This window comes from Zooshikella harenae (assembly GCF_018837975.1).
GTDB lineage: Bacteria > Pseudomonadota > Gammaproteobacteria > Pseudomonadales > Zooshikellaceae > Zooshikella > Zooshikella harenae.
In genome coordinates, this window is sequence record NZ_JAGSOY010000068.1 from 1 (window position 1) to 24350 (window position 24350).

Below are 24350 nucleotides of genomic sequence, written 5' to 3' on the forward strand. Positions count from 1 at the left end.
CTAGAGTGTATTATGAATTAATATTAACACTGTTAGGCCGTGTTAGAAGTGAAAAGCTTATTGCTGAAAACTACCTGGATATAGGGTAGTTTTCATAAACCTTTAGCTGAGGATAATGGGGCTAAGAGTAATTGATGGAGAATAAGGTTAGTTTTGATTTAGGATTGCCTTAGCTGCTGTAATTTCTTCTATATCAGGTAAATAGAAACCGAAGTCATCACTTGCTGCGTTGGCACCCATATGTATGTTGGGATTTTGGTGTTGCATAATTGAGGCAATACGTTTTCTTGCTGACATATGAACTTCTTGAGCAGGGACAGCTTCTAGAAATGATTGAAGATTGCTGGCCTTTAGTCCACTGCCTGGCATGATGATCAACTGGTCTTGTGCCCGTTTGATCAGCTCTTGCAAAACACTAATACCATCAACAGCATGATGCTGAAATCCAGCGGTTAAAATTCGTTCAACACCAAGTTTTAAACAGACCTCTAGTGATTGAATAGGGTCTTTAGTCATGTCAAAGGCTCGATGCAGAGTGATTGATAAAGGGTGAGCCAGTGCTATTAGACTGTGTAAACGATCATAATCCAACTCACCCTCTGGGGTTAAGATGCCTGTTACGAAACCATTCAATGTTGGAAAGGCATGTTTTATTGCTAGCAGGTCTGCTTTCATTACCGCAAACTCTTCGTCTGAGTAGCAGAAATCTCCGGCACGGGGACGTAGCATGATATTGATGGGCAAATTAATCTTGTCTCTAATATTGTAAATCAGCCCTATTGATGGGGTTAACCCACCACAGCTTAACTCTCCGCATAACTCTAAGCGATCAGCACCTGCGGATGCTGCAATGAGTGCACCATCAACAGAGTCAACACACACTTCTAGCTTTGTACAAGATATAGAGTCTTTCATGGAGCTACCTTAACACTTGGCATGGTTTACTTATAGCTATTGTATACCTAGCCGTATTGACAGCAAAATTTACGATTCTGGTGATTTTAATACAAGACAGGTGAATGGCTGTTGATTATAGTCATGTTGAGCGTTTGAGTAGCATAAACGGGTTAACAATTGACTAGCTGTTTTGCTAGCTTATTATAAATATACCCTTCACGAATCATTTTTAGGGTTTGTTGTCAGCGCTCTTGACCACCAAGGACGGCGGGAATGCAGTTTATGCAGGAGCATTTACCTGTCACTTATTAATATAAGCTTCTGAGGCTTCATCACTTGACGGCCGCCCCTAAAAACCCTTCGTTATGGGTGTAGCTTCTAGTGTTCAATTAACAATATTTTATGTTGCAGTTATAATTCCCATTGGTTAGTTGAAGAGTTCTTTTACCTGAAAAAGGTACTTTTTTAGCAACAACTTATATTTTATAAGGCTGCTATCGCTAAGCATACAGTAGCTGGTTAGCCCTCATATATTCCTTATACACTGCAGTCCTCTTCCTTGTTATTATAAAAAAAATCACTTTTTTTAGAGATACCCGTTAGCATAAATGTTAAAAGTATGATGTTTGTCACACATATTTATGTATATTTTGTTCCAAATAAAAATTCTATTTAATAAAATTTAAGAGACCATACGGCTTATAGCTTATAACTTGCGTATGATAAAGTGTATTTGAGACTCATAGCAGTAAGAAAAACACTGCAAAAGGTATGTATCAGTTATTGATAAGCTGTGTTTCCACCCTCCATAGTGGTCCTAATGCACCCTAACTGTTTGCCAAGATGGGGATATTTTTTGTCACTACATGGAATGTCACTATGAAACGTGCTTGGTACTATATTCTGCCTCCTGTTGTTATTGTTGCATATGCAAGCATTGCGACCTTACAAAAGGGACAACATTCACTACAACAATCTAAGTCAGAGCCTGTAGTTCAACAAAATGTGGTCAGGCAGCAAAGTCAACAGAGATCGTTAGATAAAAAAGAACAGCCCAGTGAACATATTTCTGTAAATGAGAATAACATCAGTAATACTTCAAAAGAAATAGAGCTTTTACCTTCGTCTTGGGAAGGCACACGCATCGATGGGCGATTAAAAATAGATGAAGCAGGCCATCTTGTTGTAGAACAACAAACAAAAGATTTATTTGACTATTTTTTATCTGCAACAGGAGAGATTCCTACTGAAGAGCTAATTATAAAGCTTCAACATTACTTAACTGAAAACTTACCTTCTCCGGCCAGAGAGGAAGGATTAAGCTTGCTGAGCGATTATATTAGTTATCGTGTCGAATTGTCTAACTACCAAGAACAATCCGCAAATATACATTTAAATGGAAATGTGGAACCAACACCGGTTAATTTTCAGAATAATGTCGGACAACTTCAAGCTCATTTTGAACATTTATATCAATTACGGCGGGATAAGCTTGGAATGGAAGCTGCAGATGCTTTTTTCGGATTAGAGGAAGAGTATGATCAGTATCAACTGCAAAAAATTAAAATAGCTAAAAATGAGTCACTTTCCTCTATAGAAAAACAGGCTGAATATACTCGCTTATTAGATGAAATACCTACTCAAGTCAGGTTTATTGTAGCACCTGAACAAGTTATGAATCAGCTTAGTAATATTGATCAACAGTATGTATCTGAAAGTGAACGTTACCAAGCAAGAAGTGAGTTATTAGGTGATGAAGCTGCACAAAGACTTGCAGTACTCGATAAAAAAAGAAAGCAATGGAAGTCCCGGCTTTCAACCTTTAGAACAATGAAAGCAGAAATAGAACATTCTGGACTATCCACTAATGATCAACAACTGGCAATTAACCAATTACTTAATCAGCAGTTTAGTTCTCACGAACGTAAACGTGTTGCTGCTATTGAAAATATAAGCACTTCCTATTAATTATCCAAATATAATACCTTTCGCTGAGGGTATAAATTTGACGAGAAAGGCTTCGTAAGAAATAAATAACTATAGCGAAGTTTTTTGATGCAGATGTTTGTTGTTTATAAAGAGGAGATTATCAATGAAAAAAACACTATCAGCAGTAGCTGTTGGCGTTGCTTTGGCTACGACAAGTACTGCACATGCTGGTTGGTTAAGCTGGGTTAAGTTTATCAATCAATTAACTGAGCCTACAGTGCAAGAAAATTATACAAAAACAGCACACCCTATTGTGCTTGTACATGGAACAATGGGTTTTAAATCAATTCAAGGTGTTGATTACTTCTATGGTATTGCTCAGTCACTGCGTAGAAGCGGCGCAACCGTCTTTACAGCTAATCTAAGTGCACTTGAGTCTGATGATGCTCGTGGTGAACAGTTAATTGAGCAACTGGAAAATTGGCAAGCGATTAATGGTGCGACAGGTTTTAATCTAATTGGCCATGCACAAGGCGGTAATACTATTCGTTATGTTGCGGCTGTGCGTCCTGACTTAGTTAAGTCTGTGACAGCAGTTGGAACGCCTGTTAATGGCAGCATTTTTGCGGATAAGGTGTTAGGCGTATTTAATAAACTGGATGAAAAACAGCCATTAATAGGCAAAGTGACAAAATTTGTAGGGCAGCTAATCACTAATGGTGCAATTACCCTGGTGGATCATACTGTCGCAGATAACCCTTCAGGAAAAAGCCAAAATATTGCTAGTGTGTTGACAGCACTTAGTACTGAGAATATGCAATCATTTAATGAAAAATACAGTGCTGCATTACCTTTAACACCCTGTGGAGAAGGCGAAGCTGTTGTTAATGGCGTACATTATTACTCTTGGGGGGGGAATAAATCGTATACTAATCCAGTAGACCCTTCTGATTATATTATGTTAGGTACAGCATTAATGTTTGGTAAGCATGGTGACCCAAATACGCCTAAGCATGATGGTTTAGTTAGTAGCTGTAATATGCATTTAGGAAAAGTTATTCGAGATGATTATAAACTTAATCACTTAGATGAAATTAATCAGGTAATGGGTATGTATGGATTTTTTAATACCAATCCCATTAGCATTTATCGGCAGCATGCTAATCGTTTACAGCAAGCAGGTTTGTAGAAAATGTTGATTATCTGAGTTAAAAGATTATTTTTCTAGCAAGACAAGGAAAAGAGACAGCTATCGAAATAATTGCGTAATGGATGCGTTTTTGCTAATAATAAACCCATCTACTGGACGGCATTAGGAGTGCGTTATGTTGAAATGTACCAGCTGTCGTCAAGGTTCATTGACGCCAGGTTATTTGGATATGCTGTTTCCTTGCCATACATGTGATCATTGTGGTGGCAACTGGGTATTATTGAAAGACTATTTGCGCTGGAAAGAGGCAAATCCAGATTACCAGTTTGAACAGGCAACTATAGAAGTAGAAGCCGAAGATTCTAAACTCGCTATGACCTGTCCACAAACAGGAAAACTTATGGTGAAGTATCGTATTTCTAAAGATACAGACCATCGTTTGGACTTAAGTCCTGATGTACACGGCATTTGGTTAGATAAAGGTGAGTGGGAATTACTAAAACAAGCAGGACTGGCTGGAAACCTTAATGCCATTTTTACGGACCCTTGGCAACGGAAAATAAGAGAAGCCAATGCTAAAGAGGTTTTCGAGCAGCTTTATAAAGAGCAGTTTGGTGATGATGATTATCAAAAAATAAAACAGACTCGTGACTGGTTAAGTCAGCATCCAAAGCGAAGAGATTTAATCGCCTATTTGGTGGCTGATGACCCTTATTCTGCTAATCGTTAGTGGTTATTAGAAACATATTGGTAGATTGCAATAACCCCACTAAAAAAATAAGTGGGGTTATTTATTTGGTTTACAAATTTCCTTTTATTGACTCATATACTGTTGTAGCAATTACTATGTCTTGTACGGCAACCCCAGTTAAATCACAAATAGAAACGGCTGTTGAGGAACGTTTTAGCAAGTCGGAGTTATCTAAAATTACCCCTAACTCAACTATTTTATCTATATCAATTAGCCCTGCTTGGAAGGCATGTGCTATCTCGCCATGATCACAACATTGATCTTTACTATCTACAGCCAGTATATCTGCTGCAGCAACTAGAGAATCTTCTAATTCTTGTTTACCCTCTGCATCAGCACCAACAGCTGTAATATGGGTTCCGGGTTGTACCCAGTCTGCTTTAATAATAGGTTGCTTACTGGGGGTTGTAGTCACAATTAACTGGCTTTCACTGACGGTCTGCTCTGGATTTTTTGAGGGTATAACTTGAAAGCCAAACTCAGCCATTTCCTCAGCAAAATTTTCGCTGTTATGCAAGGATGGACTCCAAACGCTGACTTTTTTACAAGGAGTCGCATAGCTGAGCCACCGTAGTTGATGTCTTGCCTGAATACCACAGCCAATTAAGCCGATTTGCTTTATATTTTGAGGTGCTAATTGAATCGCTGCCAGAGCACCTGCAATAGCGGTTCGAGTATCAGTGAGCCAGCCTTCATCTTGTAAAAGCGCTAATGGTTGTCCTGTTTGGGATGACATGACCAACATTAAACCATTACTGGTGGGCAGATTTACAAGATGATTCTTAAAAAAGCCAGTGGCCACTTTAATTACAAAATAAGGCGAGTCATTGATATAACCATACTTAATATGACAGTCTCCAGGTGGCTCCTTAAACCCAAGGTAACCTACGGGAGGTACATCAACCTTTTGTTTTGAATAAGCAATAAAACCCTCTTTAATGCTTTGTAGAGCTGATTCTGGGGAGAAAGCAGCTTGTATCTCATTAAGTGCTATAACGTCCATACTTATCCCTTGCTGATCACAAATGAATGCCAAGTATAAATTATACTTTACAATCTAATATAGACTTTATAGTATTAGTAATCAATAGTAAGAATGTTTCTGGTTGCCTTATGAAAAAGCAAAAGCTGATTAATGATCACTCAACATTACTAACGCCATATTTTGCTGTTGCTGATGGCATAGCGGCATTGTACCACCCTTATGCAGAAGTGGTGATTCACAGTTTGGCCACTGATACAGTGGTGTATGTTGCTAATAATTTTTCAAAGCGTGAGTTAAATGAAAAATCAAATCTAGACGAAACACAGTTTGACCCTGAGCAAACAGTAATTGGGCCTTATGAAAAGTTAAACTGGGATGGACGTAAATTAAAAAGTATAAGTGTATTAATTAAAACGCCAGATCAGAAAAATATTGGACTGCTGTGTATCAATTTGGATGTCTCAGCGATGAATAGCTTACAACAAGCACTTCAGCTTTTTTTAAAGCCTGAGTCGTTAGTTCCACAGCCTGATGAATTGTTTCAGGATGACTGGCAGGAAAAAATAAATGTCTTTGTCCATGACTGGTTGCGATCTCATCAATTAACATTGAATACACTATCACGAGAAGATAAAAAAGAACTTGTTGCGACCTTATTTGAACAAGGAGCGTTCCAGAAAAAAAATGCAGCTGAATACATTGCAAATATAATTGGTTTAAGCCGAGCGACAGTATTTAACTACTTAAAAGTGCTGCGATAGTGTTTCAAATTTTATCTTTTAAAATTAATTGTTAACAAAATATAGGAATAAAGGCTTTTTTATGCAAATTACTAAAGAGTTAATTGATAACACACATAATCATATAAGTCAGTGGCTAAGAACAACTGCTTTGGATTATAGCATCGAATTAAGTGAAAAAACCGGCGTTAATGTTTGGTTAAAAAAAGAATATCAGCAATTTACAGGCTCATTTAAGCTAAGAGGTGCTTTAAGTTGCATAAGTCAGCTAAATCAAGAGCAAAAAGATGCAGGTATTATCACTGCTTCTTCTGGTAATCACGGATTAGGTGTAGCCATGGCAGGTAAAATAACCGGTACAAAGGTGACGGTGTTTCTGCCAGCAAATACATCAAAAGTTAAACTAACGGCCTTACAGCATTTGAACGCTAATGTCATTGTGGTGGATGGTGATTGCCTGCTTGCTGAACAACAGGCTGCGGAGCTGGCTAAAGAAAAAGGTTGTTATTATGTTTCGCCCTACAATGATCCTTATGTTATTGCAGGACAAGCAACATTAGCGATGGAAATACACCAGCAGTTGCCTAATGTAGATGCTGTATTTATCAGTGTTGGTGGTGGTGGTTTGATTAGTGGTATAGGGTCCTACTACCAAGAAAATAAACTAGAGACAGAGATTGCTGGCTGTTGGCCAGAAAATGCGCCAGCTCTTTTAAAGTGTCTTGAGCAAGGTAAAATTATTGAAGTTGAAGAGCAGCCTACGCTTTCAGAGTCCACGGCAGGTGGCGTAGAACAAGGAAGCATAACCTTTCCCATTGCGCAAAAAGTGGTTGATAAATGCTATACGGTTTCTGAACTAGAAATCAGTCAGGCGATGTATGCACTAGCGAAGTATGAACGAGAAATAGTAGAAGGTTCTGCTGGCGTTGCCATGGCGGCACTAATGCAACAGGCTGAGCAATACAAGGGTAAAGATGTTGTTGTAGTACTTTGTGGAAAAAATATTGGATTTGATAAGTGGTTGCAGGTTATTGAGCAATATGAAGATCAGTGATCTGCAAATGATCTAACTATGAAAAGTAGACACCTTTTGTGCAGATAATCGGTAATATTATACCGCTTGTCTGTGTTTTTGGTTAATGTCATACGGGGATTTTGCATAACATTTTGATTATAAAAGAAAAAATTGCCATTATTGAATACAGGCACTGGGCAGTTCAGGTTGAACAAAAAGTACAAGTTTAAGGATATATATTATAGATACTCCAACTTTTTAGGCGTGCTTTAAAGTAATAAGTGTAATATAGGTTGTTTCAAAAATAACCAGTGTTTATTTTTGAAATGACAATAGAAAAGGGGTAGTTTAATTTAAATAAATCACCTATAAATCAATAAGTTATGCTGTAAATTATACATCATTAGTATTAGAATATAGCCTGCAGCTTTTAAATGTAGGTAAAGTAAAACTGATGATTAATTATACAAAATTATTATATTCTTTATGCCTCTCCACCGTTTTTTTCTCCTCCGTGTGTACTTCCGATGATATAACGCCGACATCAACACAATTGGGTTACTGGTCATTTGACGCAGGCTTAAATAATGAAGGTGCCAGAGACTTTTCAGGTAATGAACATCATGGTTACTTTTTAAGTAATGAGTATGAAGTATCGCTAGGAAAGATAATGCTGGCAGGGGGGCGTTACTCTCATCATGCAGCAAAGGGAACAGCACTCTTAGTGGATATGGAAGATCCGTTGCTGATTAATCTTTCTGACTTTGATGTAAGTAAGCCGTTTTCATTAGCGTTATGGTTTAAGGCTGATGAAGTAGGAATGCAACAAACGTTGTTTGAGCAAAGTAGACCTGCTGAGTTTGGAGAAGGCCGCTTTGGTATTTATTTAAATGAGCAAAACCAAATTGCTATCGAGTTTGTTAACGAAAATGGAATTAAAGGAGACTTGATTTCTGACCAGCTTACTCAAATAAAAGGTAAGTGGCAGCACCTGGTTTTTTCATTTGATGGCAATCAATATGATATGCACCTTGCTTTAAATGGTAAGTATCTTCCTGCTACAAAAACTCCGTTACCTTCGCTTTCAAAATTAGATGGCCCAATAATTATTGGAAATGGAGTAAATCAAACACCTTTTTACGGCGCATTGGATGAAATCCAGCTCTATAGTCGTGCAATTAGTTCGCTAGAGGCAAAGTGTTTAACAGAACTGGGTTTTAAGTGTGTTCCCGATTTATACCAGGGACCAACAGGACCAAAAGGTGAGCAGGGAGCAGTAGGCTTGCAAGGGCCTCAAGGTAAGCAGGGTAAACCAGGAGAAAGAGGTGTAGAAGGTCCACAAGGTAAACAAGGCGTTGCAGGGCCACAAGGTTCTGTTGGGCCTCAAGGACCTAAAGGCGAAAAAGGTGAGCAAGGTCTTCAGGGCAAACAAGGTCCAGTAGGACCTGCGGGTAAAGATGGTAAGGATGGGGTAATAAAGCCACCTGTCATAAGAACCTGTCGTTTTTCTAATCCTAATGAGTGGCTTGGTTATTGTCAGGTGAGTTGTGAGTCTAACGAAAAGGTGATTGGTGGTGGTTGTAAAGTTGGAAAAGAGATTGATCCAACAGAGCATTACTACCTTAAGAATAACTACCCATACAATAATGGTTGGTATTGTGAAGCGTTAGGAAATAAAAACTCGCTATATCCTACCGGGAGTGGCTATGCCATTTGTATGGAAACAACTGAAGATGAAGATTCCATGCAAGACAGTTGGGAACGTTATTATGGGTTAGACCCCGATGCTGATGACGCCCAACAAGATGCAGATAATGATGGTATTACCAATGCTCAGGAATACATCAATGGCACAAATCCTGTCATTGCTGATGCTAGTACTGTTGCTTTAAATAAAAAAATACAGCACTTAAAACCAATCCGTCATTATGTAGCGGATGATATTAATGGAGAAAAACTCCGAGACCGCAGTGGCACGGTTGATGGCCAATTTACCTCTCGTTCAGGAAAAATACTGGATAAAGTAAAAGAGAGTGAAGTACCTGGTGTAGCAACAAAGTCATTTGATTTTGATGGTGATGCCTATCTTTCCATGGGAGGGTTAAGTACTGAAGATATGGAAAATGGGTTTACTTGGGTTGGGTGGTTTAGACTTGATAGTTTACAGTATTACCAACGAATGTTTAATGCAGTGAATAGTTTAAATGATGCAATTATTTTAGACTTTTTTAAAAAAACTAACATGTTTAGAATAAATACTACCTCAACAGTGTTGCATCAGACCGACCTAAAAGCTGATCAATACTACTTTATTGGGCTATCTTATTATAATAGTCAATTCACACTATTTTTGAATGGAAATGTATCTAAAGTATTTAAAGGCGTACCAAGTTTAAATAACAAAAACTTTTTTTACTTAGGATACTCTATTGTACCTTCTGAAGGCGTACCAGGAAGTGGTGGTATTTCAGATTTACAGTTCCAACGAGTGGCTGTATTTAATAAAGGGCTTTCACAGCAAGAAATAGCAGAGTTGTATCAACTTGGTAGCACGCAATAAATTTTAAAAGCTAACCCCTCCTAACCTCCCCTAACCTCCCCTTTATCTAAGGGGGAGGAATATATCGTGCAAACTATTAGTAAGATGACTGGTTATATTTTTTCACTTAATCATCCTTCTTAACGAAGATGATAGAGAAAACTCAGTCTTGTTTCCCTCCCCTTAAATAAGGGGAGGGTTAGGGTGGGGTTCACGAATTATCCGGGAAGTAAAATAGGTAACGTAAAATGCAATTAAAAAAATCATTAGCACTTATTATTTCATCATTAATATCAGCCTCTGTTGTTGCTTCAGATCCTGCATTTCCTACTATTACCAACTCAGAAATAGGGTATTGGTCATTTGATGGTGGGCTTTACCAACAAGGTGGGGTTGATTATTCATCTGAGGGAAATGATGGTTATTTTCTTGAAGAAGGTGAAGGCTCTATTAGTGGCGGAAAGTACAACGAGAAAGGTATTTCAGGTACATCTCTGCAGCTAGAACAAACCAATCCATTGGTCATTAATGTAAAAACTAATGGTGAAAAATTTGATATCAATGGACCCTTTGCGCTTTCTTTTTGGTTTAAACCAGCAAAGACCAATGTTAAACAAGTACTGGTAGAAAAAAGCGATTCAACTTCAGATGCTATATTTTCAATTTTTGTAGATACAGATAACCGTTTAAAAGTGGTCTTTAGAAATGCTGCTGGTGTAATAGGTGGTGTTGAGTCCCTTGACCCGTTGCCTAATTTAAAAAATAACTGGCAACATGTTGTATTTTCTTTCAGTGGACACCAAAGTGGGTTAAATCTTGCGTTAAATGGTCGCCGCTTAAAAGACGTCAAGTTGGGTCTGCCTGAAGATTTAAGTACAGATAATCCCTGGGTATTTGGCAATAGTGTAGCTGAGCAATTGAATCATCCATTAATGGGTGAGTTAGATGAAATGCATTTATATAGCCGAGCCATTAGTTCATTAGAGGCAAATTGCCTAGCGGATTTAGGCTTTCACTGTGTACCGACTTTTTACCAAGGACCTCCAGGGCAAAGAGGACCTCAAGGTGCACCTGGTATTCCAGGACGACAGGGTAAAAAAGGCGATAAAGGTGATCGAGGCCTGCAAGGTGAAAAAGGTGATAGCGGTCCAATAGGACCAGAAGGCGCTCGTGGTCCTCAAGGTATTAAAGGGGATAAAGGTGAAAAGGGCGATCAGGGAGAGAAAGGTGATCGAGGACCTCAAGGTCCAAAAGGTGATCCTGCGGATATCTATCCTGTAGGAAGTTTGTATTTTAATGCGACTAATGGTGCAAACCCAAGTCAGTTACTTGGTATTGGTGAATGGCAGCCTTTTGGGCAAGGCCGGGTTATTTTAGGCGCTGGAGCAACCAAAGACTCGCGGGGTGAAAGTAGAAACTTTGCAGCTGGCAGTATAGGTGGAGAATTTCAGCATCAATTAACAATACCTGAAATGCCAGCGCATACGCACCGTCAAGGTTATCGTGGTGGTAGACAGTATGGGAATACGGTTGGTTGGATTACTGTTAAAAATGTGGGGCCATGGGTAATACATGATGGAGCTGATGCAAGGCCCATGATGCCTGAGGGAGGAAACATGCCTCATAATAATACTCAGCCTTATGTAACGGTTTATATTTGGAAGCGAGTTAAGTAGTTAGATTGATCCCCCTCCCAGCCTCCCCCTTGAAAAGTGGGGAGGAGTTGATGGTGCATAATTTTAAGCGCAATGATTAATTATTAACTCCGCTAAGCAACCCCTTTTAAATAAACAGGTGGAGAAAACTTTGTCTTGTTTCCTTCCCCTTAAGTAAGGGGAGGGCTAGGGTGGGGTTAAAAAAATCTCCAGAAAGTTAAAAAGGTTTTATTTAATGAAAAAGCCACTAGCCGTATTAATTTCAAGCATTATTAGTGCTTCAATATCAACTGCATGGGCAGAAGAGTTAATATTAACTAACTCGGAACTAGGTTTTTGGTCATTTGATGGTGGTTTACATCAACAAGGAGGTGTGGACTACTCAGGCAATAACAATCATGGTTATTTCTTAGATGAAGGAGAAGGATCTTTTAATGGTGGTCAATACTCTGAACAAGGTGCTTATCGTGCCGCTTTAAAAGTTGAAGCAGACAACCCCTTTGTAGTCAATGTTACTGAGTTAAATATCAATGAGCCTTTTTCAATTTCTTTATGGTTTAAGGCGGAAAAAGCAGGCGATCGTCAAGTATTAGTTGAAAAAGGCAGCCAAACAACTAATGCACGTTTTAGCATTTTTATTGATGAAGAAAATAGACTGAAAGTGTTGTTTCAAAATGCTGTCGGTGAGCTAGGTGGCTTGGAAGCTGATACTGCTTTAACGGATGCTAACCAAAAATGGCAACATTTAGTTTTTTCATATAACGGCAAACCTAACGGTATTCATCTTGCTGTAAATGGTAAACACATTGATGCCTATAATTTAGGTATTCCTGCCAATGTCGAAGCTGATGGCCCCTTGGTATTTGGTAACTCTGTAATCGATCAACGTAATTACCCTTTACAGGGGTTTATGGATGAAATCCATGTTTATAATCGTGCAATTAGTTCAATAGAAGCAAACTGTCTTACTGAGTTAGGTTTTAATTGTGTTCCGGCTTTTTATATGGGGCCAAAAGGTGATCGAGGAAGACAAGGGCCTCCAGGTATTCCTGGTAAAGAAGGTAACAAAGGCGAAAAAGGTGACCGAGGTCCACAGGGAGAAAAAGGTGAAAAGGGCGATAAAGGACCAGCAGGTCCGCGTGGGCCACAAGGTTTAAAAGGTGAAAAAGGCGATAAGGGTGATCAAGGGCCGAAAGGAGATATTGGTCCGCAAGGGAAAGTTGGACCTCAGGGAGCAAAAGGTGAGATAGGTCCCCAGGGTAGACCTGGTTCGTCAGTGGATAGAAAACACTATTATACGACAAAAGCAGAGCGTGGCACGTCAATTGTTATTCCTGAACAAGATGTCATTGACTTATGTAGTGATGAAGATGGATGTCAGATACGGTTAGGACTTGATGATTGGAGTACAGGTCTTCCAGGTAATGTTGAGTTTGGGAGCTTTATGTTTTTCTATAATAAAGATACTAAAGCCTGGTATGGCAACAAAGGTAGTGAAGCATACGGGATTAATGGTGACAATGTCTTTCAGAGAAATATTGCTCACGCTTATGCATGTTATTTTTCGGATGGAGATTATAAAGACTGGCAACTTGCTGGAGATAAAGACTTAAATTTCTCACTAGTGAGTTGGAAGGAGTATGAAGCTAACTGTCGTTTAACAATCATAGATTAGTGTATTTAACCCCCTCCCAACCTCCCCCTTGAAAAGTGGGGAGGAGTGAATTGTGCTTAATTTGGAATGAATTGATTAATTCCGCTAAGTTGCCCCTTTTAAATAAATGGTGGGAGTAAACGCTGTCTTGTTTCCCTCCCTTTAAATAAGGGGAGGGTCAGGGTGGGGTTAAAAAAATCTCTGAAAAGTAAAAAGGTTATATTTAATGAAAAAGTCATTAGCCGTAGTTATTTCAAGTATTATTAGTGCTTCAGTATCCACTTCAATAATAGCAGAGCCAGTATTAACTAACTCTGAATTAGGTTTCTGGTCATTTGATGCTGGTTTTGATCGAGAAGGCACTAGAGATTTTTCAGGGCAAAATAACCATGGTTATTTTTATAGTTTTGCTGAAGAGGTGCTGGCTGGCGCTACGGTATTAAAAGGTGGTCAATATACTAAAGATGGTGCTAAAGGTAATGCGTTGATTGTTGATGAAGCAGATCCATTTGTTATTGATATTAAGCAATTTGATACCAGTAAACCTTTCTCTATCGCACTATGGTTTAAAGTAGATCAGCTCAATACGGATCAAACATTATTTGAGCAAAAAAATACGCAGGGTGATGCACGTTTTGGACTTTATCTAAATAGCCAAAATCAGGTAGTTGTTGAGTTTGTAGATAATAGCGGCAGTAAAGGTGGTTTAGTCTCTGTTCCGCTGAATGATATTCAAGGCAAATGGCAACACGTGGTGTTTTCATTTGATGGTAGCCAATATGATATGAATATGGCACTCAATGGAAAATACTTAAAAACGACCAATAAAGGTTTGCCAACGTTATCTAAGTTAGATGGCTTAATTATTTTAGGTAATGGCGCTGAACAGACACCTTTACTCGGTGAGCTTGATGAAGTGCATCTTTATAATCGTGCCATCAGTTCAACGGAAGCAAAATGCTTAGCGGAATTAGGTTTTAAATGTGTACCTGCATTTTATCAAGGACCTCGTGGAGAAGTGGGAGAACAGGGTGTTACAGGGTTAAGTGGTCCTCAAGGGAATAAAGGTGAAAAAGGTGAACGAGGACCTCAAGGAGAAAAAGGTGAAAAGGGAAATGCTGGACCTGTAGGACCAAGGGGGCCACAAGGTTTAAAAGGTGAAAAAGGCGATAAGGGTGATCAAGGACCAAAAGGTGATACGGGTCCACAAGGGAAAGTTGGACCTCAGGGAGCAAAAGGTGAGGTAGGCCCTCAAGGTAAACCGGGTTCGTCAGTGGATAGAAAGCACTATTTTGTACCAAGGGAACAAAGAGGTACATCTTTAGTTATTCCTGAGGAGGACATTATCGAGTTATGTGGTGATGAAGATGGGTGTCAGTTAAGGCTAGGTATTGAAGGTTGGAATGGTCCTGAAGACGAGTACAGTAATAGAGTAACGTGGAGATCCACATTTTTCTCTTATAATGCTAACAATAAACAATGGGATTCATTGGAAGGGACTGTACGAGGGAAAAATAATGATGGAGTAATGCAGCATATATTTATAGCTTGGTCCTGTTATTTTACAGATGGATACCACGAAAATTATACTAATAAAGGTGATACAACCTTAAGTTTTGATTTAATCTCTTGGTCTCAGGATAATAGTGGACAAGGCTATAACGCCAACTGCCGTTTAACAATTATTGATTAGTATATTTAACCCCCTCCCAACCTCCCCCTTGAAAAGAGGGGAGGAGTTGATGGTGCATAATTTTAAGCGTTTTGATTAATTATTAATTCCGCTAAGATGCCCCTTTTAAATAATCGGTTGGGGAAAACTCGTCTTCTTTCCCTCCCTTTAATTAAGGGGAGGGTTAGGGTGGGGGTACAAAATTATCCGGGAAGTGAAATAAGGTCGTAAATAATGAAAAAAACTTTAACAATAGCAATTTCTGCTGCATTGTTTTCACAAGTATCTGTAAATGCTTATGCTGAACCGACTTCGGCAGAAATTGGTTTTTGGTCTTTTGATGCAGGGTTACACCAGCAAGGTGGTGTGGATTATTCAGGACAAGGTAACCATGGTTACTTTTTAGAAAATGGTGCAGGTGATTTGAGTGGAGGAGTTTATAGCAAGGAGGGTGTTGAGGGGACTTCACTTAAAGTAGAAGAAAATAATCCATTTGTTGCGCAGGTTAACTTTGATGGCGAAGCCTTTAATATTAACCAACCATTTTCAGTTGCCTTATGGTTTAAAACTAAACAAGTTAATGAAAAGCAGGTGCTGATAGAAAAGTCAGATTCAACGGGTGAAGCGTTATTCGTTGTATTTTTAGACAGTGATAACCGGCTGAAGGTCATGTTTAAAAATGCTGCAGGCGTTATTGGTGGTATTGAATCCCTTGATCCTTTACCACGTTATCAAAATAAATGGCAGCATTTAGTGCTAGTGTATAATGGTAAACCAAACGGCTTGCATTTGGCGCTTAATGGCAAACGTTTAAAAGGCGTCAAATTAGGTATGCCTGATAATCTGACGACAGATGGTCCTTTGGTATTTGGTAATTCTGTATCAGAGCAACTTGCTTATCCGCTACAAGGTGAACTTGATGAAATCCATGTGTATAACCGTGCGATTAGTTCGGTTGAAGCAAGTTGTTTAGCTGACATTGGCTTTAATTGTGTCCCTGAATTTTATCAAGGTCCACAAGGACCCAGAGGCAATCAAGGTGCACCCGGTATTCCAGGTAATAAAGGCAACCAGGGTGAAAAAGGTGACCGAGGTCCTCAAGGTGAGCAAGGACAGAAAGGTGATGCTGGTCCGCAAGGTCCAGTTGGACCGCAAGGACCTAAGGGGGCTAAAGGAGATAAGGGCACGCAAGGGCCAATAGGAGAAACAGGTCCGCAAGGTCCTAAAGGTGACAAGGGCGATCAAGGCCCTAAAGGGCCTCAGGGGCCAGAAGGTCCTGTGGCTACTCATTATTCACAGTTGCCCACAGGGAGTGTTGCTGGGTATTGTCATGTTGGCAACGCAAAACACACTTCTAATAAAAGTAAATATGAGGTTATCTTACCAGCTATAGCTGTACCTAAATGGGGAGGATGGGAGTGTAGTTGTGAAAAGGGTTGGAAATCTATCTATTATGGATTTGCTAATTATGCCGGCTCGGCAAATGCACTGTTTTATAGCTGTATTAAAAACTAATATCTTTACTTAAGCTAAATCTAGCTGAAAGGCTATTTGATCCGTAGCAAACTGTTTGCCGCAAGGATGCGGCAATCAAGTCTCCAGGGAAGGATTTACGACGTGTTTGCGGATGGGTCAAGTAGCCTTGTTTATTCGCTTAGCCATTCTCCAACACATCTAAAATTATTCTTTCGTACCACTATACTCTTAACTTTTCACTCTTCGTTGTGGATATATAACAGCAGTAGCTGTATAAATAGTATACAAAAACTCCATTTTTTGCTGCTTATTTGATCATTTCAAAAAAAATCTAAATTTTTTTCATTTTTTATTTAACATTTTTGGCCAATCACTGGATATATATAAATATACCCCTTGTGATGGGTAATGCCATGATGAATGTTGTTGATACATCGTCATGGTCTGATTTTTTATTGAATGATTTCAACATAGATGTCAGTGGTTCAGTTGATAGTAATTATTGCTAAAAATATACGAATGTACCCTTCACGAATCATCTTTAGGGTTTGTTGTCAGCGTTTTTCACCCCAGTCACTTATTAATATAAGCTCCTGGGGCCTCATCACTTGACGGCCGCCCCTAAAAATCCTTCGTATTGGGTATAACAAATATAACAAAGCATATTGTTATCTCGCTATCAACGAACACTGATACCGAAGTGTGCAGTTTGAAAAAGGTAAATACATCATGGTAGCAGTTGTTGCTGGTCAAGGGTTAGGCTTATACAACAATTCACTAACAGGTTTAAATGGTCAGAGCAGTGCATTAGGGCAGGGGAATAACCGCGTATTTATTAACCATAATACCGGTAATTTAATTATCCAACATTACACGGATGATCTGGCAAGTAAGGGGCTGAATACCTCATTATTACAGACCTATAATAGCCAGGGACAAAGTAATGACCCACGCAATCAACCGTGGTTATTAGGCTTAAACCGCTATATCAGTGAGCTACCCGAAGTACCCAATGAAGCAGGATCATTGCTTGTTAAGCGCAATGGTGATGGTAGTGAAAGTATTTACCGCTACAGCGAACAACACAAGGCGTATATCACGGCCGATGGCGATGGTGCTCATGATTTGTTTCGTTATGATGCCACCACTAAAAGCTGGACCTGGGAAGAAGGCAGTAGTCGGGTAAAAGAATTTTATAATGCAACAGGCCAGTTGACTGCCCTTGAAGATAAAGCGGGTAATCGCACTCAGTTAACCTATCAAAATAATCTACTGGTTAAACTAGAAGATGCATCTGGACAAATAACCCAGTTAAGTTATGAAGGGCAAAAGCTAACGGCCATTCAAATTGAATATACAGGCGATAATGATCAGCAAATTAAGCGTACCTTAGCACGCTATAGCTATGATGCCTCAGGTCGTTTGGCAACCGTCATTACCGATTTAACACCTGATGATAATAGTGTCGAAGATGGTGTTATTTACCAAACTACCTATAGCTATGAAGGTGATAGTCAGCGTATTAAGCAGATAACCAATAGTGATGGTACACAGCTGACGTTTGCGTATCAGCAGGTGGGTGATAAGTATGTCATTAGCCAATACCGCGATGCGACAGGTATAGGCGCAGACTATCACTATGATTCAGAAAACCACACTACGCAGGTTACCGATGCATTAGGCCAGAAAACGGATTATCAGTTTGATGATTTGGGGCGTATTGTTAAGGTATTAACGCCTGCCACTGATGGTCAGCGTACTACCCTGCAATACAGTTACGATGCTCAAGATAATATTGTTGAAGTTATTGATGGACTGGGCAATAAGGTTACGCGTGAATTTGATGCCATGGGTAATCTGGTTTATGAGTTTGATGCCAATCACCATATAAAACACTTTCAGTATAACGATCAGCAACAGCTTGTTGCTGAAGCTAGCTGGCAGTTGGAGCGCGCCCCGTTAAATGATAACGAGCGTAAAGCTATTCCAGACAATGTGGTAGCAAAACGCTATGTTTATGACGACCAAGGGTTTAAGCGCTTTGTTATTTCTCCAGAAGGTAATATTTCTGGATTTAATTATGATACCTATGGCCAGCTAGTAGAAACCTATCAGGTTAACGGGGTTCGCTATCCCAAAAATAAGCTTGTTTTAAATCAGGGTGAAAATTCTGCACAGCCGACATTAGCAGAATTAAATACGTTGGTGAGTAGTGAGCAAGCACAGCAAGTGATGTGTACTACCTCCTTATACGACAGTCATGGTTTGATTGGTAAGGTTATTCAACACGATGGTCAAGGCAATACTCAAGAAACCGCTTTTCAATACGATGCTTTTGGTAGACTACTTCGAAAAATAGATGCTGCAGGTGTTGCGGAAACGATTAGTTATGATGGTTTGGGGCGGATTCTTAGTAAAATCAATAAGGCTGGCCAAACCACGGTTTTTCGTTATGATGATCAGCAACATACTGTCGCGACAACCTTCAGTAATGGCTTGGTCAAAACAGAATTATTTGATGCCGCAGGTCGTTTATTAAGCCGTACTGAACAAGCTTCTGATACGACTGCGACTAATCGTGTACGCTTTTTTTATGATAAAGCTGGCCGACAAGTAGCGAGTGAAGATAAAACAGGTGGTCGCAGTTATACCTTATTTGATGCTCGAAACCGCAAAGTGGCCAGCGTTGATAGTGTCGGGGCGCTAACGGAATTTCGATATGATGCCAATGGACAACTGATTGAAAGTATTCAGTATGAGACACTCGTTGACACGCGTCGTTTACTCTCTTTTGGTCAGCTAAATGAAAGCTTATTTAACCTTGATAAGCTGCGTCCTAAAGCCAATCCAACAGCTGATCGTCATCAGTATTGGGTGTATAACAGCCAAGGGCAAAAGCGCTTTCAGGTGGATGGCGCAGGTGCTGTCACTGAATGGGCTTACAACGCTTATGGTAAGGTGGTCAGTGAGAAACGTTATGAAACATCGCTAAGTTCAGAGGTTCTAGCTGAGTCACTGACTGAAGCAAATATCCTTGCCAAACTGGGGGATTACACCCCGATTGTTGTCGATAACAGTACAACCACGCGCTGGCCTGCCAGTGAACACAGTGATGCGCAATACCATTTAGGTGCACTCACCCAAACCACTAAGACCGTCACTTCAGGTGCTAATATTGAGGCAACCAGTCAGGCATCGACACGCAACGCTAAGCCCTGGCCTGATTATGTCACTGAAATTAAGCAGCAAAACCACCCGGATATTAACGGCACCATTCTGCTGAATTACTTAACCCCAGAGGAACGGGCACAGGTTAAGTATATTCGGGCTGATCTTTATAATCTGCAAACACGACACTCAACGTTAAGCAGAACATTTCCAGACAAATTTGACGATTATCAGGGGCAACTGGTGTTGCCTGCTATTTCAGGTAATGGCCGTTTTCGTGCAACTGTTATTGTTGAGCTTAATGATGGTACGAGCATCGTTAAGCCTACTTTCGTTCTGGAAAAAGGTCGTCAGCAGGTCTTATCGCAAACGCTACGCTGGCCCGTTGATGATATGGCTGAACTCAGTGGTGCCGAACATACGCTGAAATACCGTATTGTGGATAGAGTGGGACCCGATCTTGAATCAGGTACGCCCTTTACCGAAAAAAGCATTGCGATTGTTGATGGGTTTTACCAGGTTGAGCTGACAGATTTAATCCCCAATACCTCTTATGAAATCGTCATTGATCAGCAGGCGGGTGGACAGCGTACGGGCGATGTCAGCCGTTATCACAAAACTGCACGTTTTCAATGGGTGCCACAAACCAGTCATCAGCCACTTAATGTGTCCTGGCAACAAGATACAATTATCAATAAGCCGACTGCAGGTGCTTCGCTGACAGGAGTAATTTCTGAAGAAGAGGCGCGGAATATCGATTACATCCAGGTCTATGTGGATGATGCACAAGCTAATGAGCAAGTCTCTGAAGCAATAACTTATCCAAGAGGTTATCGTTTCTATCAGGGTGATATCAACCTCTCATTGGATCGTCCTTTAGACAGTGGTAGTTACCGTATTTCGGTCCATAAGCACTATTTGGATGGCACCAAACAGTCTGAATCATTCATGTATACGGTGGGTGATCAGCAAGACATCGTCGTTAACAGTAAGTTAACGATTCCGCTGGATAAGCTACCGCTTGATGTGACCCAACCTGGCACCACCATCGCTTATCGACTGGCTCAACAAGATAATGTTGAGTATCAGTTTATTGATCTGGCCTCACAGCGCTCTGCAGATGGTAAGTCGATAGAGCTAACACTCAGTAATCTGGTTGCATCGCGTAATGACCTTTATATCAAGATCGTCAAAGATGGCTATCCCCCTATTGAGCTAGAGGGGCACGCATTAGTCGTGGTTGATGGCTATTCCTATCAGACACCACTGCTGAAATTTGCTGATCCTAATGGTGACCATATCAAAGGTCGTTTTAGCCATCAGTTATATAACGACAACCAGCAACTTGTAGGTAGTCTTGATGCGGAAGGTTATTTAACAGAATACGTGTATAACCCTGCAGGGCAAAAAATCCGTGAAATTCACTATGCCAAAAAGGCGGTGGACTATGTGGGTCAGCAGTTTGATCGTGAATTAGCGGATATTCGTCCAACGGCTGATGTTGCGGATCAGCAGACTCACTTTATTTATGATGGCTTTGGTCAACTAACCGCGACGGTTGATGCTGAAGGGTACCTCTCTGAAAATGTGTATGACCAGCTTGGTCAGCTTACTCAAACCATTCGTTATCATCAGTCCGTTAACTATGCAGGGCAAAGCTTAACGGAGCTGCGTACGCTGGCGACCCATGCCAGTCAGCCGAACAGTGTTGAATCCATCACCTATGATGCTGCGGGTCGTAAACAAACCAGCACGGATCGTTTTGGTGTAGTCACACGCTACACCTACAATGCTGATGGCCAGCTGAGCCAAACAGTAACAGGGGAGAATAAACAATTTAGCAAGGCGCACACCACTCAGCGTCGTTTTGATCAAAAGGGCCGAGTGATTGCAGAGCTGACTGCGGAAGGTGCCGTGCGCCTGACAGAGGCCAAAACAGATGCGGCGCGGGAAAGCGTTTGGCGTGATTATGCCTCTACGTTTGTCTATAACGAAGCAGGGCTGAAAATACGTCAGCAAGCACCCAAAACGGCAGAAGGTGGTCAGCCCGTTACCTTCTTTTATTATGATCATCAGCAGCGCTTACGTTATACGATTCAGCAAATAGATACCCAAGGTAAAGCCTCTGTTACGGAGTATCGGTATAACACCTTTGGTGAACAAACCACACGTGTTGACTACTTTACGTTAATTGATTCAAAAGAGCTGACAGGGGGCTGGGATAACAGTCGCCAATTAAAAATCATCACGACCAACAAGCAGGATCGTATTACCCAGCAAAGCTTTGATCAGGCGGGTCGCAAAGCACATACCATTGACGCAGATGGTGCTGAAACACGACTAGCCTATAACAGCTTTGGTGAAGTGACCCGACTGGCAAAAAGCATTCGTGCTGCTAATGGACAGTATGCGGTTACTGAAACCGCTTATGACCAACGGGGACTGGTCAGCCGTATTAGTCAGCTTGCGGGTAGCGCTGACGATTCAAAAACACTCGATACCCACCACGAATATGATGCCTTTGGCCGACTCATTGTAAAAACATTCGCTGATAACCATCGCCAACAAACAGCCTATGACCGGCTGAACCGGGTGGTGGCTGAGATCAACCACAGTGGTGAAACCACGTCTTATCGTTATGATGCGTTAGGTCGTAAAGTCAGTGTGACTGATCCATTGGGGCAAGTAACTCAGTATCAATTTGACGATCAGACTCGCACTATAACCTTAGTTTCCCCTGCAGGGCATGCGGTCAAAACCCAGCAAAACCAGCATGGTGAAACGTTGGAAATTACCGATGCTAAAGGTAACCGCCAACGATTTACCTATGATGAGGCTGGGCGATTAATACACACCGAGCAGCTGGACGCCCAAGGTAATCTGCTGCAACAAGAGAGCAAGGATTATAACCAGCGGGGGTGGTTGGTTGAGTCCACCGACACCCAAGGCATTAAACGTCAGTTTAGCTATGATGGCGTAGGCCGTAAGCTTTCAGAAACGGTTGATCCAGAAGGGGCAAAACTCACCACCAGCTACCGGTTGGATGCTTTCGGTCAGGTAACTTATCAACGAGGACCTGACCGAGTCGCGACCACCATGAAATATGATGCCTCAGGACGCGTGCTAGAAGTGGTTCGCGATGGTGGCTTTGCAGGGGCCGGATTGATTACCCGCTATACCTATGATGAGTTAGGCAATCAGGTTTCGGTCGAACAAGGTAGTCGCCGAGAGGGTATGCTGGCGCAGACCCAGTATCACTATGACAACCTTGGTCGTAAAGTCGCTGAAATTGCTGATCCTGATGGCTTAGCGCTGACCACCCGTTATCAATATGATGCCCGTGGTAATGTACTGGTTAAAACTGATGCTAATGGTAGCCAGACCTTCTTTGGTTATGACGTCAACAATCGTTTGCGTTATACCGTGGATGGACAAGGTGGTGTTACCGCGTATAAATATGATGCGGCAGGCCAGAAAATCTTTACCCGACACTACGCTAAAGCCATTAATGTCGAAGGCTTTGCGGAGCAGCTGCTGGCCAGTACTGAAAGCCGTGGTGAGGTTGAAGCTCGTTTAGCGGCGCGTAGCTTACCTCAGCTGACGGAGCATGATCGCCTCAGCTTTAGCTTTTTCAATACCGATGGCCAGGTGACCCACAAGGTGAATGGCTTGGGGCAGGTCACTGCATTTCATTACGATGCCAATGGCAATGTGATTCAGGAAAGCCGTTTCAGCAAACCATTGGTTGATGATCAGGTTTATTCACTGCTGGAAAATCATGATCTATCGATTGTCACCGCTGGGCTTAAGGATAACCCTGCAGTAACCACCTACCAGTTTTACAATGCGCTAAACCAGCCAGAAGTTGTCATTGATGCAGCCGGTTATGTTGCTGTTAATCAGTATGATGAAGTTGGCCGACTGACTTCTACCTTGAAGTATTCCCTGCACTATGATGATCACCTGAATATCGATCCTCAACAGGCACGTGAACTCTCATCAAGCGATGTCTTGCAGCTGATAGAAAAAGCAAAAGCGGATACTGATAAAGACAATGCTATAGCGGGTCAGCGCACTCAGATTATTTATGATGAGCTGGGTCGTAAACAGTATCAAATTGATGCGGCAGGCTATATCAGTGCGTTTAAATATGATGTGAATGATCGACTGATTGAGAGCCTACAGTATAAAACGCCTATTAGTATCAGTTTGGACTCAACAACGCCTTCAGCGCAGCAGATTACCGATTATATTGCTGAGCATAATGAAACGGCTGTGTTCCAACAGCATGTTTATGACAAGGTGGGGCGTGAGGTTTATACCATTGATGGGCAGGGTTATGTCACTGAGAAAGTTTATGATGCATTGGGCCAGGTGACAGGCACCAAGCGCTACACCATGCCTGTTGAATACAGTGCAGCACCAAGTTATTCGAGTGTAAGGCGTGTAGTACGCAGGTTAGATGCGGTAACCACCCATACAGCTTACGATAATGCAGGCCGAGTCCAGCTGGAAATCGATGCCCTAGGCCATGTTACCGCCCATGAGTACGATGCCCTGGGCCAGTTACGCCGCACGGTGCGTTATGCCCAAGCCCTGGATGAAGGCCTCCGCACTGGATCGACCGCGGAGATCGCCGCGCGCTTGTCTGGACTTCGTCATGCGCAGGATCAGGCCACCGTCTATCGCTATGATGCCGCGGGCCATAAAACCGCGCTG

General features: G+C 41.2%; 13 protein-coding genes. 11 read left to right on the top strand and 2 right to left on the bottom strand.

Annotated elements, in window-relative coordinates; all coding sequences use genetic code 11:
• Nucleotides 1–147: 147 nt before the first annotated feature.
• Nucleotides 148–915: a copper homeostasis protein CutC gene (locus KCG35_RS19425; RefSeq protein ID WP_215821531.1), complete on the bottom strand. Its 768-nt coding sequence runs from the start codon at nucleotides 913–915 to the stop codon at nucleotides 148–150.
• A gap of 861 nt (nucleotides 916–1776) precedes the next feature.
• Between KCG35_RS19425 and KCG35_RS19430 the strand changes: the two genes are divergently transcribed.
• The 3 genes from KCG35_RS19430 (at nucleotide 1777) to KCG35_RS19440 (ending at nucleotide 4706) form a co-directional block, all read left to right on the top strand.
• Nucleotides 1777–2865 carry a lipase secretion chaperone gene (locus tag KCG35_RS19430; protein ID WP_215821532.1) on the top strand — a complete coding sequence of 363 codons (1089 nt, stop codon included), beginning with the start codon at nucleotides 1777–1779 and terminating at the stop codon, nucleotides 2863–2865.
• 124 nt (nucleotides 2866–2989) lie between these two features.
• Entirely contained in the window at nucleotides 2990–4015 is a 1026-nt protein-coding gene (locus tag KCG35_RS19435) for an esterase/lipase family protein (protein ID WP_215821533.1), read from the top strand.
• Nucleotides 4016–4151: 136 nt separating this feature from the next.
• Nucleotides 4152–4706: a zf-TFIIB domain-containing protein gene (locus KCG35_RS19440; protein WP_230409272.1), complete on the top strand. Its 555-nt coding sequence runs from the start codon at nucleotides 4152–4154 to the stop codon at nucleotides 4704–4706.
• A gap of 70 nt (nucleotides 4707–4776) precedes the next feature.
• Here the strand turns inward: KCG35_RS19440 and KCG35_RS19445 are convergent, their stop codons facing one another.
• The gene (locus tag KCG35_RS19445) at nucleotides 4777–5730 is read right to left on the bottom strand and encodes a Rossmann-fold NAD(P)-binding domain-containing protein (RefSeq protein ID WP_215821534.1); all 954 of its coding nucleotides are present in this window, start codon (nucleotides 5728–5730) and stop codon (nucleotides 4777–4779) included.
• 110 nt (nucleotides 5731–5840) lie between these two features.
• Here KCG35_RS19445 and KCG35_RS19450 point away from each other — a divergent pair, with 110 nt between their 5' ends.
• The 8 genes from KCG35_RS19450 to KCG35_RS19485 form a co-directional block, all read left to right on the top strand.
• Complete coding sequence (locus KCG35_RS19450; RefSeq protein ID WP_215821535.1) at nucleotides 5841–6473, top strand: helix-turn-helix transcriptional regulator; 633 nt, start codon at nucleotides 5841–5843, stop codon at nucleotides 6471–6473.
• 61 nt (nucleotides 6474–6534) lie between these two features.
• On the top strand, nucleotides 6535–7506 hold the full coding sequence (locus KCG35_RS19455; RefSeq protein ID WP_215821536.1) for a threonine/serine dehydratase: 972 nt from the start codon (nucleotides 6535–6537) through the stop codon (nucleotides 7504–7506).
• Between the two features lie 415 nt (nucleotides 7507–7921).
• Nucleotides 7922–10027 carry a LamG domain-containing protein gene (locus tag KCG35_RS19460; RefSeq protein WP_215821537.1) on the top strand — a complete coding sequence of 702 codons (2106 nt, stop codon included), beginning with the start codon at nucleotides 7922–7924 and terminating at the stop codon, nucleotides 10025–10027.
• Nucleotides 10028–10254: 227 nt separating this feature from the next.
• Nucleotides 10255–11682 carry a phage baseplate protein gene (locus tag KCG35_RS19465; RefSeq protein WP_215821538.1) on the top strand — a complete coding sequence of 476 codons (1428 nt, stop codon included), beginning with the start codon at nucleotides 10255–10257 and terminating at the stop codon, nucleotides 11680–11682.
• Between the two features lie 214 nt (nucleotides 11683–11896).
• Nucleotides 11897–13336, top strand: a complete 1440-nt coding sequence (locus KCG35_RS26850; RefSeq protein ID WP_215821539.1) for a LamG-like jellyroll fold domain-containing protein — start codon at nucleotides 11897–11899, stop codon at nucleotides 13334–13336.
• A 205-nt stretch (nucleotides 13337–13541) separates the two neighbouring features.
• Nucleotides 13542–15008, top strand: coding sequence for a LamG domain-containing protein (locus KCG35_RS19475; protein ID WP_215821540.1), 1467 nt, complete (start codon nucleotides 13542–13544; stop codon nucleotides 15006–15008).
• A 213-nt stretch (nucleotides 15009–15221) separates the two neighbouring features.
• On the top strand, nucleotides 15222–16502 hold the full coding sequence (locus KCG35_RS26855; protein ID WP_215821541.1) for a LamG-like jellyroll fold domain-containing protein: 1281 nt from the start codon (nucleotides 15222–15224) through the stop codon (nucleotides 16500–16502).
• A 690-nt stretch (nucleotides 16503–17192) separates the two neighbouring features.
• Nucleotides 17193–24350: RHS repeat domain-containing protein (locus KCG35_RS19485; protein WP_215821542.1), on the top strand; the 7158-nt coding region annotated here is incomplete at its 3' end.

What these genes read in the sequence shown, in the direction of transcription:
- KCG35_RS19425 (WP_215821531.1), bottom strand. Translation starts at nt 915, where the DNA reads ATGAAAGACTCTATATCTTGTACAAAGCTAGAAGTGTGTGTTGACTCT.
- KCG35_RS19430 (WP_215821532.1), top strand. Translation starts at nt 1,777, where the DNA reads ATGAAACGTGCTTGGTACTATATTCTGCCTCCTGTTGTTATTGTTGCA.
- KCG35_RS19435 (WP_215821533.1), top strand. Translation starts at nt 2,990, where the DNA reads ATGAAAAAAACACTATCAGCAGTAGCTGTTGGCGTTGCTTTGGCTACG.
- KCG35_RS19440 (WP_230409272.1), top strand. Translation starts at nt 4,152, where the DNA reads ATGTTGAAATGTACCAGCTGTCGTCAAGGTTCATTGACGCCAGGTTAT.
- KCG35_RS19445 (WP_215821534.1), bottom strand. Translation starts at nt 5,730, where the DNA reads ATGGACGTTATAGCACTTAATGAGATACAAGCTGCTTTCTCCCCAGAA.
- KCG35_RS19450 (WP_215821535.1), top strand. Translation starts at nt 5,841, where the DNA reads ATGAAAAAGCAAAAGCTGATTAATGATCACTCAACATTACTAACGCCA.
- KCG35_RS19455 (WP_215821536.1), top strand. Translation starts at nt 6,535, where the DNA reads ATGCAAATTACTAAAGAGTTAATTGATAACACACATAATCATATAAGT.
- KCG35_RS19460 (WP_215821537.1), top strand. Translation starts at nt 7,922, where the DNA reads ATGATTAATTATACAAAATTATTATATTCTTTATGCCTCTCCACCGTT.
- KCG35_RS19465 (WP_215821538.1), top strand. Translation starts at nt 10,255, where the DNA reads ATGCAATTAAAAAAATCATTAGCACTTATTATTTCATCATTAATATCA.
- KCG35_RS26850 (WP_215821539.1), top strand. Translation starts at nt 11,897, where the DNA reads ATGAAAAAGCCACTAGCCGTATTAATTTCAAGCATTATTAGTGCTTCA.
- KCG35_RS19475 (WP_215821540.1), top strand. Translation starts at nt 13,542, where the DNA reads ATGAAAAAGTCATTAGCCGTAGTTATTTCAAGTATTATTAGTGCTTCA.
- KCG35_RS26855 (WP_215821541.1), top strand. Translation starts at nt 15,222, where the DNA reads ATGAAAAAAACTTTAACAATAGCAATTTCTGCTGCATTGTTTTCACAA.